The 16,284-nt window shown below is 49.0% G+C and carries 11 protein-coding genes; 6 read left to right on the top strand and 5 right to left on the bottom strand.

The window, feature by feature from the left end; genetic code table 11:
- Positions 1-5: 5 nt before the first annotated feature.
- The 5 genes from GBK04_RS15800 to GBK04_RS15780 form a co-directional block, all read right to left on the bottom strand.
- Complete coding sequence (locus GBK04_RS15800; RefSeq protein WP_152761278.1) at positions 6-2,408, bottom strand: ABC transporter permease; 2,403 nt, start codon at positions 2,406-2,408, stop codon at positions 6-8.
- A gap of 56 nt (positions 2,409-2,464) precedes the next feature.
- A complete protein-coding gene (locus GBK04_RS15795) occupies positions 2,465-4,837 on the bottom strand; it encodes an ABC transporter permease (RefSeq protein WP_152761276.1) in 2,373 nt (790 codons plus the stop codon).
- 30 nt (positions 4,838-4,867) lie between these two features.
- Positions 4,868-5,242, bottom strand: a complete 375-nt coding sequence (locus GBK04_RS15790; RefSeq protein WP_152761274.1) for a hypothetical protein — start codon at positions 5,240-5,242, stop codon at positions 4,868-4,870.
- A 16-nt stretch (positions 5,243-5,258) separates the two neighbouring features.
- Positions 5,259-7,709 carry an ABC transporter permease gene (locus GBK04_RS15785; protein ID WP_152761272.1) on the bottom strand — a complete coding sequence of 817 codons (2,451 nt, stop codon included), beginning with the start codon at positions 7,707-7,709 and terminating at the stop codon, positions 5,259-5,261.
- Positions 7,710-7,840: 131 nt separating this feature from the next.
- The gene (locus tag GBK04_RS15780; protein WP_152761270.1) at positions 7,841-10,243 is read right to left on the bottom strand and encodes an ABC transporter permease; all 2,403 of its coding nucleotides are present in this window, start codon (positions 10,241-10,243) and stop codon (positions 7,841-7,843) included.
- Between the two features lie 362 nt (positions 10,244-10,605).
- Here GBK04_RS15780 and GBK04_RS15775 point away from each other — a divergent pair, with 362 nt between their 5' ends.
- The 6 genes from GBK04_RS15775 (at position 10,606) to GBK04_RS15750 (ending at position 16,223) form a co-directional block, all read left to right on the top strand.
- Entirely contained in the window at positions 10,606-11,361 is a 756-nt protein-coding gene (locus GBK04_RS15775; protein ID WP_152761268.1) for a hypothetical protein, read from the top strand.
- 30 nt (positions 11,362-11,391) lie between these two features.
- Positions 11,392-12,159, top strand: coding sequence for a hypothetical protein (locus GBK04_RS15770; protein ID WP_152761266.1), 768 nt, complete (start codon positions 11,392-11,394; stop codon positions 12,157-12,159).
- Between the two features lie 102 nt (positions 12,160-12,261).
- Positions 12,262-13,116, top strand: coding sequence for a hypothetical protein (locus GBK04_RS15765; protein ID WP_152761264.1), 855 nt, complete (start codon positions 12,262-12,264; stop codon positions 13,114-13,116).
- Between the two features lie 64 nt (positions 13,117-13,180).
- Positions 13,181-13,765: an RNA polymerase sigma factor gene (locus GBK04_RS15760; RefSeq protein ID WP_152761262.1), complete on the top strand. Its 585-nt coding sequence runs from the start codon at positions 13,181-13,183 to the stop codon at positions 13,763-13,765.
- The gene (locus GBK04_RS15755; protein ID WP_152761260.1) at positions 13,752-14,981 is read left to right on the top strand and encodes a hypothetical protein; all 1,230 of its coding nucleotides are present in this window, start codon (positions 13,752-13,754) and stop codon (positions 14,979-14,981) included. The genes GBK04_RS15760 and GBK04_RS15755 overlap by 14 nt, the downstream gene beginning before the upstream one ends.
- A 36-nt stretch (positions 14,982-15,017) precedes the next feature.
- The gene (locus tag GBK04_RS15750; RefSeq protein WP_152761258.1) at positions 15,018-16,223 is read left to right on the top strand and encodes a hypothetical protein; all 1,206 of its coding nucleotides are present in this window, start codon (positions 15,018-15,020) and stop codon (positions 16,221-16,223) included.
- The last annotated feature ends 61 nt before the right edge of the window (positions 16,224-16,284 follow it).

The raw sequence follows: 16,284 nt of genomic DNA, 5'->3' as shown, positions 1-16,284 counted from the left end.
ATTACCTACTCTGATCTGAGACTCTTCACCGGATTCATTAGCGCGGCTTTGATTGCCTGAAAACTGACCGTCAGCAGGGTGATGGCCAATGCTCCCACACCCGCCGCCACAAAAATCCACCACGATAACTCGGTGCGATAGGTGTACTTTTGCAGCCAGTCGTCCATAAAGTACCCCGCCAGTGGCGTGGCGAGTAGCAAGGAAATAAGTACCAGCATTACGAAGTCCTTGGACAACAGTCGCCATAAACTCGCTACGCTCGCACCCAGTACTTTACGGATGCCGACCTCCTTGGTGCGCTGCTCGGCCATGAAAGAGGTCAGCCCGAATAGGCCCAGGCAACTGATCAGAATAGCGAGTATTGTGAAGACGCCTGACAACTTGCCGATGCGCTCTTCGGAGGCGAATTTGGCGGCGTATTCTTCGTCCACAAACTGGTACTCGAAAGGTAGGTCGGGGAAGTTTTTCTTGTAAATACTTTCAATGGTGGCAATGGATTTGCTAGCGCTTTGGTCGGGATTAAGCCGGAGATTATAGTAGCTGGCCATACCACCCTTATCAAGAACGTACATCGACTGCTTCACGGGTTCGTAGGGGGAGGTCGTAATCATGTCGTCGACCACGCCGATAACCGTTGCTGGAGGTGTATGGTTTTCCTTATTATCGTCTCGAAGGATAGTACCGACTGGGTTTTTCAGGCCCATATACTTTACGGCGGTCTTGTTCAGAATTACGGCGTTGGAGTCAGAAGCAAAGTCGCGCGAGAAGTCACGTCCGGCGATAATTTTCAGGCCAAGTGACTTGACATAGTCGTACGAAACCGCTGTTAAAGCCAGATCTTCCTGAAACCCTTCGGGCTTCCCTTCCCACGTAAATCCCGAAGTATTAGAATAAATCTGCGTCGTGGGGCTGCTAGCCGAGGACATCTCGACTACGGCATCCGAATTGAGGAATTCGCGGCGCATGAAATCGTATTTTCCCTCAAAGTCGAACTGTGTCAGCGGGATTTGGATCAGCCCCGCGCGGTCATAACCAATGGGGCGGTTCTTGGAATACTGGATTTGCCGGAACACCATGGTGGTGCCGATCATGAGGGCTACCGAAATAGTGAACTGCATCACCACCAATACTTTCCGGGGCAGCTCGGCATAACGACCCACGCGGAAAGTACCTTTAAGTACTTTCACGGGTTGGAACGAAGAAAGGTACAAAGCGGGATAGCTGCCGGAAAGCAGGGCCGTAAACAGGATGAACAATAGCGACGCGCCCCAGAAATGACCGTTTGCCCAAGCAAATTCAATTTTCTTGTCGGCCAAAGCATTAAAGGAGGGCAAAGCGACCAGCACCAAAATCATCGCCACGGCGAACGCCAATCCCACAACCATGAATGACTCGCTCAAAAACTGACTTACTAACTGCGAACGCACCGAACCGATCGACTTGCGGATACCCACCTCCTTGGCGCGTTTCTCTGAGCGGGCAGTACTGAGATTCATGAAGTTGATGCAAGCCAACAGTAGCACGAATACGCTGATGATTCCAAACAGCCAGACGTTCTCGATACGCCCCCCCGTCTGCACGCCCTCCTCGAAGTTAGATCGCAGATGCCAGTCGTTCATCGGATGTAGAAATATTGCGGGCTTAAACGGAATAAAGTCTTTAGGAGCGTTTTTCGATTTGACATCCCTGATTTTAGCTGAAACCTGCGCCATCGTACTGTTGTCAGCAATTTGGGCAAACATCTGAAATGAATTATTCCCCCAATTATCGACCGAGTTCTTGACCCAGTCCGTATTGGTTACGTACTGTTCCCAAGGGGCGATGTAAGTCGTAGCATTAAATTCGCTATTGACTGGAATATCAGCGTACACGCCCGTTACTTTAAAATAATATTTGTTATTGAACTTCACGACTTTACCCATGGCGTTTTCGTTGCCGAAAAGGGCTTGGGCCGTGGATGCTGCCAGCAGAATAGAGTTGGGGTCTTTCAAGCCATCCTTTCGTCCCGAGAGCATTTCCAACCCTAGCATCTTAGGGGCGGCTTGCTGCATGAAGTTACCTTCCTTCACCAGTTTCTTTTCACCGTAGGCCAGAATACTCCGAAACCGCCAGGAACTCATCACGATATACTTGAAGTTCTCGTCGTAGTCGTTGCGTAACGCCATTTCTAGTGGGCGGGGAATGGCGGGCCCGGTGCTAATTTTTCCGTTGAAAGTCTGGCTTTGATACACCTGCGCGATGCGGTCGTGGTTTTTGTGATAGTGATCATAGGTAAGTTCATCCCAGACCCACAGCCCGATGAGCATCGCCACGGCCATGCCGATAGCCAGACCTCCGATGTTGATGAAAGAGTACCCCTTATTGCGAGTCAGGTTGCGGAAGGCGATTTTGAGGTAGTTACGAAGCATGGCTGTTTTTGGGTTATATTATTTAAGGATGAAGATAGCAGGGTACCTTATGTTTTTCATTCACTCCTTAACGACTTCACCGGATTCATCAGCGCCGCCTTGATGGCTTGAAAACTAACCGTGAACAACGCAACACCCACGGCCAGCCCGCCCGCCAGGGCAAACATCCACCAACCGATACTGATCTTGTAGGGAAAATCCCGCAGCCATTCGTTCATGACGTACCAGGCGATGGGCGAGGCAATGACCAGCGCCACCACCACCAGATTCAGAAAATCCCGGGAGAGCAGGGTCACCAAACTAGCTACGCTGGCACCTAGTACTTTGCGGATGCCGATTTCTTTGGTGCGGGTTTCGGCCGTGAAGGCGGCTAAGCCAAACAGTCCCATGCAGGCAATAAAAACCGCGAAAGAAGTAAAGACCGTAAACATGGTTGACATCCGGATTTCGGTCTTGAAAGTCTCGTTAAAAGCATCGTCCAGAAAGTAATACTCGAAGGGCTTTTCCTGGTCGTACTTCTTGAAAATCCGGCCGATGGCCGCTACTTTTTCCTGCATGTCGGCTTTCGGATCGAGACGGACATACAGCACTCCCCTACCTCCCAATGCCTTCACGATATTGGTGGTATCGTTTGCCACAAAGAGCCCCATGGCCTTGATTTCGCTTTGGATCGAAGAGAAATGAAAATCCTTCAGAATACCCGCTATCTTACTTCCCTGTACGACCTCCTGACCGATCGGATCGCCCTGGATGCCCAGCTCTTTTAAGGCGGTTTCGTTCAGAACCACGTAGTTCTGGTTTTTCCACTGTGCGGCATTGGGTTTGGTTTTCCAATTCAGGCCCAGGATTTCGGTAAAGTTATGATCCACACTATAGGTGACGAGGGGTACCTGTTGCTTGGTAGTGAAGTTATTTAGAAAAAACATATTGTACCCTTTGAAAAGTCCGGCGTTGGTTACCGCCACATTCTGGACACCCGCCTGGTCCCGGATCTCGTTGCGTAAAGGGAAATAATTATCGGCTACGGTCGAGGATAATGGAATACTCAGTACCTGGTCTTTGTAAAGTCCCAGTTTTTTGTTTTGCATGTAAGACAACTGATTCTTCACCACCAGGCTACAGACAATCAGCACGATGGAAACGGTAAACTGTAACACCATGAAAAACCGTCTCACGCCGGCGCTGCTTTGACCACCCGCCAACCGGCCCCGAAGTACCTCCAGGGGAGCAAACCCGGACAGTACCAGCGCGGGGTAGCTTCCGGCAACCAATGCACTTAGCACCAGCAGCCCAATAAGGTACCCTAGAAATGCAGGAGAGAAAAGAAAGGAGGAATCGATCCGTAGATTAAGCAGGTTGTAAAAGGGCTGCCGTAAAAGCTGCACCAGCACGAACGCCAGCGCGAACGCAATGGAACACAGCAGCACGGATTCTACGTAGAACTGCCTGACCAGTCCGCCACGATTGGCCCCGACTACTTTGCGTACCCCTACTTCTTTGGCCCGCAGCGTGGCCCGCGCCGTGGTGAGGCTCATGTAATTGAACAGGGCCAGGAGTAGAATAAGTACCGCTACGCCCGTAAAAATGTAGATTAGCTTGGTATTGCCGGAGTCATTGAAATTATTGCCCAAATGAATGGTCGTCAGGCCTTCCAGGTGGTAGTCGGCGTCCTCGGCAAATGCACCCGTTTTTTTGCCTTCGCGCTTGATATTTTTCTCCACTACGGCTACCGACTGTTCCGAATCCAGCAATAGGTAGGTGTTGAATATGCCTGCCTTCTCCCACTCCATATTGTTATTTTCACTGAGTTGGGGATAGGTCAGCGCCGAGGCGACGAAGTCAAAATCGAACGATGAATTGGACGGCGGATTTTCGGCGACCCCGATAATCTGTAGGGGGTACCTTCCTTCGTACGTCAGGCTTTTCCCTACCGGATTTTCGTCCCCAAAGTACTTTTGGGCGGCGCGTTCCGAAATGACCATCGTAAAGGGCTGATCCAGACTTGCCGCACTTCCCTCCTTGATTTTGAAGGAAAATACCTTAAAAAAGGAAGGATCGGTAAACACAAAATTCTGCTCATAAAAGGCTTCCTCGCCCCGGGCAGGATTTTTCATCACAACCTTATCCACGGCGGCTTTCATCCGCACGAATCCCTCAACCTGGGAATTATATTTTTCAAGAGCTGGACCTAGTTTGGCCGAGAAAGAATTCATCTGCAAGTCCTGATCCCCCATTTTGATTTTGGCCAAAATCCGGTAGATCCTGGCGTGGTTCTCATGAAACTTATCATAGCTGAACTCGTGCATCACAAACATGAGAATCAGTACCGACACCGCCATACCCATTGCCAGACCAACAATGTTGATGAGTGAGTACGTCCTGTTTTTAATCAGGTTTCGGAAGGCGATTTTGAGGTAGTTGGTGAGCATAGTATTTGAAGGTCAGGGTGCTGTAATAGTTCAGTGAATAGCATCTGTGAGGTCAGGAAAAAGCGGGCTTCGCCTTTTCTGAAAGCGCACGATCAGAAACGTCATGATCAGGATAACAAACCCGAAGCCCAGCCCGATCAGCCACAGAATATCTTTGAAAGGAAGAGGCACACCGACGGCAGCGAAGACCCGGTATTTAAGGATTTTCTTTTGCAGGCCATTCATGCCTGCCACATCAAAAGCCTGGTCAAAATGGATTCTTTGTCCATTCCGGTCGCCGTCTATTTGAATGGACAGCGTACCGCCGTCGTCGGAAATCCGGGTTCGTATTTTGTTTGTGTCAGCCTGTTGGGCCAGCGCCTGGGCACCGATGCACAGCAACAGGCCAATGAGCATAACTTTCATGGGTATCGGGGTTTATTTATTCACTTCGTAAACTTTTCACCGGGTTCATCAGCGCGGCTTTCACACTCTGAAAGCTCACCGTCAGCAGCGCAATGCCTACGGCCAATCCGCCCGCCAGGGCGAACATCCACCATTCGATAGCAATCTTGTATTCGAATTTTTGCAGCCATTGATTCATGATGTACCAGGCCAGGGGCGAGCTCAGTACCAGAGCGATCACGACGAGACGGATAAAATCGGTAGAGAACAAGCCAAAGATGTGGGCCGCCGAAGCGCCCAGCGCTTTACGCACCCCGATTTCTTTGGTGCGCGATTCAGCCATGAAGGCCACGACCCCATAAAGACCCAGGCAGCCAATGAAAATGGCAACGCCCGCCAGCAGCTGCAGCAAAGAATACATCCGCTCTTCGCTTTTGTAAAAATTCGCCAGCGTCTCGTCCAGAAATTCGTAGGAAAAAACGAATTCGGGGTAGGTGGCCGTCCAGGCAGTTTCGACTTTTTTAAGAATCTGGCGGACGGTTTCGGTACCTCCCTTTTCTGTCGAAAGTTTAATGGCCATGGTCCGGTAGTTGCCCCGTTCAGTCGTCAGGACGCTTGGAACCACCTCATCGCGCAACGAAAACATGTTGAAGTCCTTCACTACGCCCACAATGGGCTTTTTCACATTTCCTCCGGCCACCGTCATCATTTTCCCAATGACTTGCTCGGGTTTCTGAAAGCCCAGTCGTTTCATGAATGTTTCGTTGATGACCAGCTCACGAATGGTGTCAGCGGGTAGGTACATGCGTCCCGCCAGTAGCTTCAGACCATAGGTACGCACGTAGGCGGTGTCGGCCGGGCGCATCAGAACGCCATAATCAGGATCTTTGTCTTCATTTTCGAAGTGAAAACCCGTGGTCCAATTGCTCATAGAGGCGGGGGTAGTCATGCCGAAACTAATGGCCTCTATACCCGGTACGTTAGTGAGCTGGGCGCGCAGATTCTCCAATTGGCCCGGTTCGTTCTGCGGTACCGTAACGGTTATGATCGCATCGCGGTTGAAGCCCAGATCCACCGACCGGAAGTATTTCATCTGGCTGTAGGCCACGATGGTACCGATGATCAGCAGTTGGGAAATGGCAAATTGCCCCACGATCAGCCCCCGCCGGAGTGTGAAGTACCGGTTGGTACCCGATGACAGGATTTTGCCTTTCAGCGCCAGAATGGGCTGGTACCCCGACAGAACCAGCGCGGGATAAAAGCCAGCCAGCAGGGTAGTCAGCAGCCCCAGCATCAGAAGAAAAGCGAGTGCCATCGGGCTGAATAACGTCACAGCACCCGGTTTGATATTCAACAATTCGCCCACGTAAGGGAGAGATAACTGCGCGACCAATAATGCCAGAACCACCGCAACTGTGGTTAACACGCTCGTTTCACCCAAAAATTGACGCACCAGTTGCGCGCGGGTACTTCCCAATACTTTACGGACGCCTACCTCCCGGGATCGGCGGATGGCCTGGGCCGTAGCCAGATTGATGAAGTTGATACAGGCCGTCACCAGAATAAACAGGCCGATCAGTACCATGGACCAGATCATTTCGATGCTGATGCTGCGTTGGGCAAAATTCGAGGTATTGGTGGCGAAATGAATATCAGTAAGCGGCTGCAGGACGTACCGCAGTTTTTGGGCATCCTCCGGCCTATGGTATTTATTGACAAAGCCAACCAACTGCTTTTCCATTCGGGCTGCTGGCGTCTCCGCCCCAGGCTCCGAAGTGGGTAGCATTAGGTAAATTTGGGCTCCACTATAGGTCGACTGCCAATCGTCGGGAGGAGAACTGTTGCCATACGCCAGAATGGAAGCATGGGACAAGAAAACGTCAAAAGGCAGACTAGTGGTAGGTAGGGGAGATTGAACAATTCCCGTCACCACAAAATCCATCCGATTCTCCAGCCGGATGGTTTTGCCCATCGGGTCGGTATCGCCAAAGTATTTGCGGGCGATTTGATCGGAAAGTACCACCGTGTTAGGATTGGCCAGGGCCGTTTGCGGGCTGCCTTTTTCCCAGGTATAATCGAACAGATTAAAGTACTCCGGCTCGGCAAACGTGATGACGCCATCGTTCTCCTGAAACCGTTTGGTGTCGGTACCCGCCTGATCGCTCACCGACACTACCGCCGATTTAATCCGGCTGACCATCGTGAGCTGGTCTTTCAATTCCGGGAAATCATTGCGGAGGGCGGCCAGGGCCGGAAATGTTATTCCGGGATTCGGCTTGCTCTCAGGATCTGATTTGTCTACACCCAGCATGCGGTAGATGCGGTCGGCATTGGCATTGTGCCGGTCGAAACTCAATTCGTAGCGGACCGCCATGAACAGCAGTAAGCAACAAGCCAGCCCCAGGGTCAGGCCGGACACATTGATAAGTGAATAGCTCCAGTTGCGCTTCAGGGCGCGGAGAGAGGTAATGAAATAGCTTTTAAGCATGAGTTTCAATGGTTTTTAGACCGTGGCCGATGTGCTATAATCGTTACTATTTTGGTGCGGTCGGGTGTTTCCACCCGACCGACGTTAGGATTAGGTGATGTCAGGTGTTTTCACCTGACAAATAGGGCGACTTACTCGCTCCTGAGTGATTTTACCGGGTTCATCAGCGCCGCCTTAATGGCCTGAAAGCTCACCGTCAGCAGTGTAATGGCCAACGCTCCCACTCCCGCCAGGGCAAAAATCCACCAGGCCAGGTCGGTGCGATAGGTGTACTTCTGCAGCCAGCCGTCCATGAAATACCAGGCCAGTGGGGAAGCGATGAGCAAAGCGATGATTACCAGCGTCACAAAGTCTTTGGAAAGCAGTCGCCACAAACTGGTTACACTGGCACCCAGCACTTTACGTACCCCAATTTCCTTGGTACGCTGCTCAGCCATGAAAGAGGCCAGCCCGAACAGGCCCAGGCAGCTGATCAGAATAGCCAGTCCGGTGAAGACGCCCGCGAGCTTACCAACCCGCTCTTCGGAAGAGAATTTGGCGGCGTACTCTTCATCCACAAATTTGTATTCGAAGGGTAGGTCGGGAAAGTTTTTCTTATAAATCTGCTCGATGGTAGCCACGCTTTCACTGGCGCTTTGGTTGGGATTGAGCCGGAGGTTGTAATAACTGGCATTGCCGTACTTATCAAACACGTACATCGACTGCTTCACAGGTTCGTAGGGCGACTGCATGATCATGTCGTCGATTACACCAATGACGGTCCGAGGCGGGGCCGGATCTTCCTCATCGTCGTCGCGAATGATAGCCCCAATGGGTTCTTTGAGGCCCATATACTTTACGGCTGTCTTGTTAAGAATCACTGCATTGGAGTCAGTAGCGAACTCGCGCGAGAAGTCGCGCCCCGCAATGATTTTTAGCCCCAGCGATTTGACATATTCGGGCGAAACCTCCGTCCAGGCCAGATCTTCCTGAAAACCTTCGGGCTTACCTTCCCAGAGAAACCCGGAACGGTTGGAGAAAACGGCAGTAGTCGGACTGCTGGAGGAGGACATTTCTACTACTGCGCCCGATTTGAGGAATTCCTGGCGTATGAAGTCGTACTTACCATCAAAAGAACCGCTACTCAAAGGGATCTGAATGAGTCCTTTACGGTCATAGCCAATGGGACGGTTCTTTGAGTACTGTATTTGCTGAAACACGATGATGGTACCAATAATCAGAGCCACCGAAACGGTAAATTGAACGACCACCAGCACCTTACGGGGTAGCGCCGCGAAGCGCCCTACCCGGAAGGTACCTTTCAGTACTTTTACCGGCTGAAATGAGGAGAGGTACAGGGCGGGATAACTGCCGGAAAGCAAACCGGTAAAAAAGACAAACAGCAGGATAGCTCCCCAGAAATAACCGTTCGTCCAGGGGAATTCAATCTTTTTATCCGCCAATGTATTGAAAGACGGGAGGGTAATCAGCACCAGAAGCATGGCCAGAAAAAACGCCAGCCCTACTACCATAAACGACTCGCTCAGAAACTGGCTGATCAGCTGCGTTCTTACTGAACCCACCGACTTACGGATACCCACTTCTTTGGCGCGTTTCTCGGAACGTGCCGTGCTGAGGTTCATGAAATTAATACAGGCCAGCAACAGCACGAAAGCGCCGATGATCCCGAACAGCCAGACGTTTTCGATGCGTCCGCCCGTTTGTATACCATCCTCAAAACGCGACTTCAGGTGCCAGTCCTGCATGGGGAGCAGAAATATGACCGGCTTGTGCTGGGTTATGTCCTTATCGTCAATTTTCATTTTCACATCCCTGATCTGCGCCGACACCTTTTCCATCGTCGTGTTATCGGCGATCTGCACGAACATTTGAAAGGAATTGTTGCCCCATTGGTCAGCCGCATTCTTGATCCATTCCGTGTTGGTAGTTTGATGTTCCCAGGGTACAATAAAAGAGGTAGTAGTCAGTGTGTTGTTAGGCGGAATATCGGCGTATACCCCCGTTACCTTCAAATTGTACTGGTTGTCCATTTTCACGATTTTACCCATGGGATCTTCTTTCCCAAATAGTGCCTCGGCGGTAGAGGAGGCCAGTAAAATCGAGTTGATATCTTTCAAGCCGTCTTTTTGGCCTGAAAGCATCTCGAGGCCCAACATTTCGGGTGCCCCTGCCTGCATGAAGTTGCCTTGTTTGGCCAGCTTGGTTTCGCCATACGTCAGGATTTTCCGGAAATTCCAGCTACTCATGACAATATGCTTGAAATTATCGGCGTAGTCGTTACGCAGCGCCATTTCGAGTGGCCTCGGAATAGCTTGGCCCGTACCAATTTTTCCGTTAAAAGTTTGGCTTTGGTACACCTGCGCAATCCGGCTGTAATTCTTGTGGTATTGATCGTAAGAAAGTTCGTCGTTCATCCACAATCCAATCATGATCGCCACGGCCATGCCTACGGCCAGCCCAGTGATGTTGATGAAGGAGTACCCCTTATTTTTGGCGAGATTACGGTAAGCGATTTTTAGATAGTTTCTGAGCATGGCTACTTTTTTCGAGAGGTTGGTTAATGACTGGCAGGGCTTTCCAATTCGGATATTTTCCTATTGAAAATATTCCCCAGGGTCAGTGGTGAATAATTGTACCAGCCCTTTAATCGACAATATATTGTATTGAATTTCAATGCATTATAAGAATATTAAAACAACAAAAGTGTCCGAAATCGGACACTTTTGTTCGGTAATGGACTTATTCTGTGCGGACTGGATTGATCCGCTCCCGCCGTAGGTTTGGGCTTATGAGTTTCGACAATTCTTTGCATTTTTCTGAGCTATTGCAACGTTTCAGCCCGCTTCCTGTGTCTTAGCCAATAACTACCTGTGTTGAGTATCCTGTCAGCTGCACCATGAAGAATATTCGTCAAATTGTTGCTTATTGTTTAGTATGTATCATTCTGGGAGCAGTTTCCTGTAAAAAGAAAGAAATTACGGTGAAGGAGCCTGTGGATCAGGAGCAGGATCCCGATTCGGTAGGCACCCGGATTGATTCCACGCAGGTTTTTGCCGCACTGACGTCCCGTGAACGATACTGGTGTCTAGAAAAAATTACTCGTACCGTAGGAGAGAAGACGGAGGATATATCAGAGGATACCTCCTTTTTCACCCGACCCCAAATTTGGTACGCACATGCCAATGCCTACCAGTTTTTCAATGGAGCGGATGGCAGACTCCTGTTCGAATCTCCGCAAGAAAAAGTGATACAGGAACTTAGCAACTACACGTATTCTGCTGGAGTTTCTGGCAATCGTCCATATGGAACAGCTGAGCTTATCATACGGGAAGCCTTTATTTACTTCGGCCCCTTTCATGGAAAGTGGAATTGGGATGCAGCCAAACAGACCGTTTCAGTTCAACTTCCTACTGAATCCGATCTATTTTGGAAAGCTGATAAAGGCTACCTGGACCGTGATATGTTTCCCCGATACAAGAACCTGGCAGAAGCACAGAGCGCTGCAAAACCGGAAAGGATACGAATTGTTTTGGAGGAAAAAGAGGAAGCTCAGGGCCAAGTGACGTATGCGTATACGTTGCGGGCCGCCTGGATCATCAGAAGGGAGGCAGGAACACCCAGGGAATTATCGAAATATATCGTAATTTATTAACGCCTACATAGAAAAAAATATCAAGTAATTATGTATAAGAATACGTATAAAATAATATTCTTATTAAGCGTATTTCTAATTTCAGTATCATTAATCTTTTGCAAGAAAAAAGAAATAAACACGAAGGACTTAATCGATAAAACAGAAACATCTGAAATAGTACAAACACCTATTGACTCGTCACGAATAATGGAAGCTTTGACTGCTCCAGGGCGATATTGGATTCTTGAAAGCATTGCGATAAAAAAAGCAGATTCAGAAAAGGAGATTTCAGAGGATACTGCTTATTTCGACCGAACAGAAATTTGGCGGATTCATGCTTATGCTTATCAGTTTGGTAATAGTAATCAATCTAGTCCAACCCGATTTATAGCAGCTTACACCCAAGTAAAGCCCGCCGATGCATTCGAGGGAGGCGATTATTCGAAAGGACTGTACGGCAAGCGACCTTACGGCGTGGCAGAATTAGCTCTTTATGTTGCCTTCCCACAGGTCAACAAGAGTCATACATGGCAATGGAATGAGTCGGACGTCAGTCTTCAACTCGACCCTAGCGTATTTTTATCAGATAGATTCAGTAAAAAGGCTTTCTTAGATACTGGTAAGTTACCTCTATACAAAAGCGCATCAGAAGCAAGGAATGCTGGCAAACCTGAGATCATTAGATTTATTTCAGAAATAGACGACAAAAAAATAGGAACGACAACTTTATATTACTATCTAAGGTCAGCCTGGATTATTGAAAGTAAGGGTGATTTAAACAATCGATATGCGCCAAACTACTTAGTACTTTATTGAAAATTTTCAATAAAACCCTTTATGAAATTATCTTCTATTTATTGCTTCTGTTTATTAATACTCACTGTGATAGCTTGCAATAGCCTCAATGATCTTCAACCCATGACGGAAGATCAGATTCCCGTTGCGGCTATTGAAAATTTGAAAAGTAAGTTTCCCAATGCTCAGGAGATCATTTATAAGACCGTCGAAGACAAACTTTGGGAAGCGACCTTCGTGGAAAACGGAAAAAACTATTACTCTGCGCTGGATACTAATGGCGTATTAGTTTCCTACGTATTGCTCAATACGGTGCCGTCGGGTACTTTTTCGAGCATTCTGGAAAAAGTCTCACTGCCGAAAGGAGAATTTTCAAATTTCAGAGAAAATACCTCCGTCTCCATCTCCAACAATGCGCAGGAATTATCGGCGAAGTATACGCTCGATTCCACGGCCTACCTTTTCTCCTGGTTTCCTCTAGACGCTTCCCGCAAGAAGTACGTGGTTCAGATGCGTTACTTTTCCAAGTTCGATTACACTACCAACCTGGTCAGCAATCTGCCGGTGAGAGCCCAGAACATCATTAAAGACAATGCCCTGATCCACAAAAACGCCCGGATTTTCGTCAATGAGGCCAACGAGAAAACGTATGAAAGCCTGGAGCATGATGCCGCTAATAATCAACTGGATTATATATTCGATCATCGGGGTAACAGCATTTATTCATCGAGAAACTTTCAGGGTACCTACGCCAAGACTGCTGAATTCCCGCAGTTCGCTCAGGATTATATGGCTGCCCATGCACAGCAGTTCACTAATTTTCCAATTCAGTCGGGCGTCAAATTTGAAGAGTCCGGTCAGGTAGGGTACCGCTTCATTCTATACCGGGCCTATCCGTTTCTGGAAACCTATTATCTTTATTTTAACAATTCGGGTACCCTGACCTATTTGACTTACGAAGCGCTTGTTACTCCGTAAGTGTTTGAACAACGGCTTGATATATAATGATCGATAAAAGTTTTTGACCCTATACAGTACCCGGATGTCCTTACTCCGCCCAAAAAAATACGAAACACTGGAAGAGCTGGTGCGGGCTTGCCAACGGCAGGAGGGCAGGGCGCAGACGGTACTCTACGAACGGTACAAGTCGCGATTGCTTGGGAGTTGCCTTCGCTACGCCAAAACCAGGGCCGAAGCGGAGGATATTTTTCAGGAAGCTTTTGTCAAAGTCTTCAGGAATCTGCCCGAATTAAAAGAAGAAAGTGCTATCGACGGATGGGTGAAGTCCATTGTAATCCGTACGGCCATCAACTACTACTACCGCACCACCAAGGCTCAGGAAACGCACATTTCGTTGGATGAATGCAACACCGATCTTGAATCGGAAGAATATGTAAGAATCATAGACCAAATCAATATTAATGTGTTGCTGGAAATTATTCAGCAATTACCCGATGGCTACCGGATGGTAGTGAATCTGCACATGATCGATGGGTACCCCCATACCGAAATCGCCAGGATGCTCGACATTTCGGAAGGTACCTCCAGGTCGCAATACATGCGGGGCAGAAATTTACTTTTGAAGAAATTACAGGAACACGGAATTACGCAATATGAAAACTCCTGATGATGAACTGAATACCCTTGTGAGCGACGCCCTGCGGCGAAAGTTCGAACACTTTGAAAGCCAGCCTGATCCGAGGCTGGAAATGAGCGTATTCGAGAAATTGCGCGAATTGGGTCAATCCGATACGACCCGACATCTCATGGCCGTAGCCCTGCTCATAACGTTCGTCCTGTCGGCAAACATTACGGGCCAATCTGTTTCTAAACCTGGTGCGAATAAAATGGCTGTAAATGTGCCGCGTGGTAATTCGAATGCTAATCTGGTACCCCCTCAGAAAAAAACATTCCCTGCCGCCCTTTCTCCGGAAATAAATTCTGCACCCCTGGCCCGGCATTCAGCGCAAACGAATAACCCTGCAACGAAGAGCGACAGGACTGGGCTAGCAGAAAATTCGGGACAAGAAAAAACAAAACCAGAAATGCCTGATTCGCCACAGCAATCTGGTAGTGTTCAGGTAGCCCTTGGGCCAGCAAATGAAACACAAGATCCTGCCTATATCCACACCATTCAAACCATCCCTCCTCGTCCTTTTTCCCATGCGATCCCGGCGAGCGGTCTAGAAATACTGCCTGATCCTGGAGCGTATGAAAACATGCCCCAGCCAGAAATCGGAAAGGAAAATGCCTGGCGCTTGCTTGTCTCGCTGACTCCCACGAACACATTCCAAACCCTGACCGTCAACCCTCACTCCGATATGGTCTATCAGAATTTTCGATTCCCGGCTCCGGTCTCCTCGCACAGTTTGGGCTACAAAGTGAGCGCCGGGCTGGAAAAGAAGGGCTTTCAGTTCCTGTTCACCTATGGGCAATTACGTCAGTCAGTGAGATATGAAATCGCGACGGACGAGTTCCAGGTAGAGCAAGCCACCGCTCACGACTACCGTGTGGTACGCCACGGCACTCCCGTAGAAGATCGTAATACATTCAAGCTTGCGGGCTTGGCGATCAAAAAACACACAGTTCTGCGCTCGGGCCCTTTCCGCCATTATTTCGGTGATTTGGGTGTTGAAGTCAACCATGAACTGACGCACGGCCAGAGTGCCGCGTGGGTGAATCTGGGCCTCGGTAAGCAACTTGCCCTGGACAACCGTACCCTCCTGACCGTGGGTCCGTATCTGGAGTACGGCTTCTCAAAATTCACGATGCCCGTGAATAATTTCCAAATTCAACCTTATCAGATCGGCATTTCGATCGGAATTAGTTATTCCCGACGCTAGTTTTATTTTTTGGACCATCCCAGCATCTCTCTTCCCATGTTGGCTGCCAGACCGAAATTTTCAGGTTCTTTGACCTACCCACGCCTCAGCAGGGTACTCTGTTCATGGCGGGGAAGGCTGGGAACGGCCCTTTTATTGTTCTTTCTGGTCTTCCTTACTACCTATCCCAAATATATAGAGATTCTACTGGACCCATCTCCCGCCCTGACCAACAAGTATTTCTTCAACAAAATAGAGCATCCCCTCATGCCAGCGCAACTGGCTGCCGGTACCCACGGCGCCAAGTCTGCTTTCCGACTAACGGTACCCTTGCTGGCCAAAGTACTTCACCTTAGTTCGGCAAGAAACGGGCAGGGCATCATAGTACTGTATTTGTTACAATCCTTGTTACTGCTTCCCTTTCTGATTCTTTTGATGCGCATATTCCAGCGATTTTCAAATGACCGCTCGACCTTGCTGCTTACCCTTTCTTTCGCAACCATATACGTGGGCAAGTCATTTTTCTGGGATTATGACTTTTGGTTCGATGGATACGCGTACTTTTTTCTTGCGCTTGGAATGGCCCTTCGAACCAGATCAGGCATTTTCTGCGCATTGCAATTGGCTTGCTGGACGGACGAACGGGCGGTGGTATCTCTGTATTCAATCTATCTTTTCCACCTTTTACAAGAGTCCGATTTTAAACTCATCGGTATTCGTCAGTATTTCAACCGGCCTTTTTTTAGCAAATCCTCCAGCATCGTTATCTTAGTAGCACTCACCTACCTGCTGGGCAGATTATCCCTGGCACATCTGTTTGATCTCCGTACTCCGTTCGGTGAGGAAGCTGGGGTTAGCTTCGCGCTTGTTCCCTATCAGTTAAAACATCGGCTTATTGGGATCTTTCTGGCCTTCGAAGGCTTGTGGGTGCCCATACTGGCGACCCTATTCGTTTTACAACAAAAAAAAGAATATATCCTGTTTGGGCAGTTTTCTGCCATCCTCATGGTTCATATACTCGTTGCTTATAGCGTATTCGACATTACCAGGAGCATGGGGTACGCCTTTCCCCTTTTGGTAATCTCCGGGATTCTCATGGTGAAGCACTTGGCGGAAGCGTCCAGCCGGCTATCGCTTCTAACGGCTTTATTGTGTATCATCATCCCTACGCAGTACCTCATCTATTATCCCCGTCAAATCCCGTGGACGCTTTTCTCCTATCCAGAAATTAAAGCCCTGATGATGTCTTTCTATCACGTATGATCTTCCCTTCCGCACGATACGGTCGGGCTTCTGCTATAATGCCGAAGCAATCCCGCTTGCC

The sequence above is a fragment of the Salmonirosea aquatica genome (assembly GCF_009296315.1).
GTDB classification, from domain to species: domain Bacteria; phylum Bacteroidota; class Bacteroidia; order Cytophagales; family Spirosomataceae; genus Salmonirosea; species Salmonirosea aquatica.
The sequence above is the reverse complement of the archived record's forward strand: the minus strand, read 5'-3'. Positions and strand labels throughout refer to the sequence as shown.

Coding starts and splice junctions, on each gene's coding strand:
- GBK04_RS15765 (WP_152761264.1), top strand. CDS start 12,262: ATGACGGAAGATCAGATTCCCGTTGCGGCTATTGAAAATTTGAAAAGT.
- GBK04_RS15755 (WP_152761260.1), top strand. CDS start 13,752: ATGAAAACTCCTGATGATGAACTGAATACCCTTGTGAGCGACGCCCTG.
- GBK04_RS15795 (WP_152761276.1), bottom strand. CDS start 4,837: ATGCTCACCAACTACCTCAAAATCGCCTTCCGAAACCTGATTAAAAAC.
- GBK04_RS15775 (WP_152761268.1), top strand. CDS start 10,606: ATGAAGAATATTCGTCAAATTGTTGCTTATTGTTTAGTATGTATCATT.
- GBK04_RS15760 (WP_152761262.1), top strand. CDS start 13,181: ATGTCCTTACTCCGCCCAAAAAAATACGAAACACTGGAAGAGCTGGTG.
- GBK04_RS15800 (WP_152761278.1), bottom strand. CDS start 2,408: ATGCTTCGTAACTACCTCAAAATCGCCTTCCGCAACCTGACTCGCAAT.
- GBK04_RS15785 (WP_152761272.1), bottom strand. CDS start 7,709: ATGCTTAAAAGCTATTTCATTACCTCTCTCCGCGCCCTGAAGCGCAAC.
- GBK04_RS15770 (WP_152761266.1), top strand. CDS start 11,392: ATGTATAAGAATACGTATAAAATAATATTCTTATTAAGCGTATTTCTA.
- GBK04_RS15750 (WP_152761258.1), top strand. CDS start 15,018: ATGTTGGCTGCCAGACCGAAATTTTCAGGTTCTTTGACCTACCCACGC.
- GBK04_RS15780 (WP_152761270.1), bottom strand. CDS start 10,243: ATGCTCAGAAACTATCTAAAAATCGCTTACCGTAATCTCGCCAAAAAT.
- GBK04_RS15790 (WP_152761274.1), bottom strand. CDS start 5,242: ATGAAAGTTATGCTCATTGGCCTGTTGCTGTGCATCGGTGCCCAGGCG.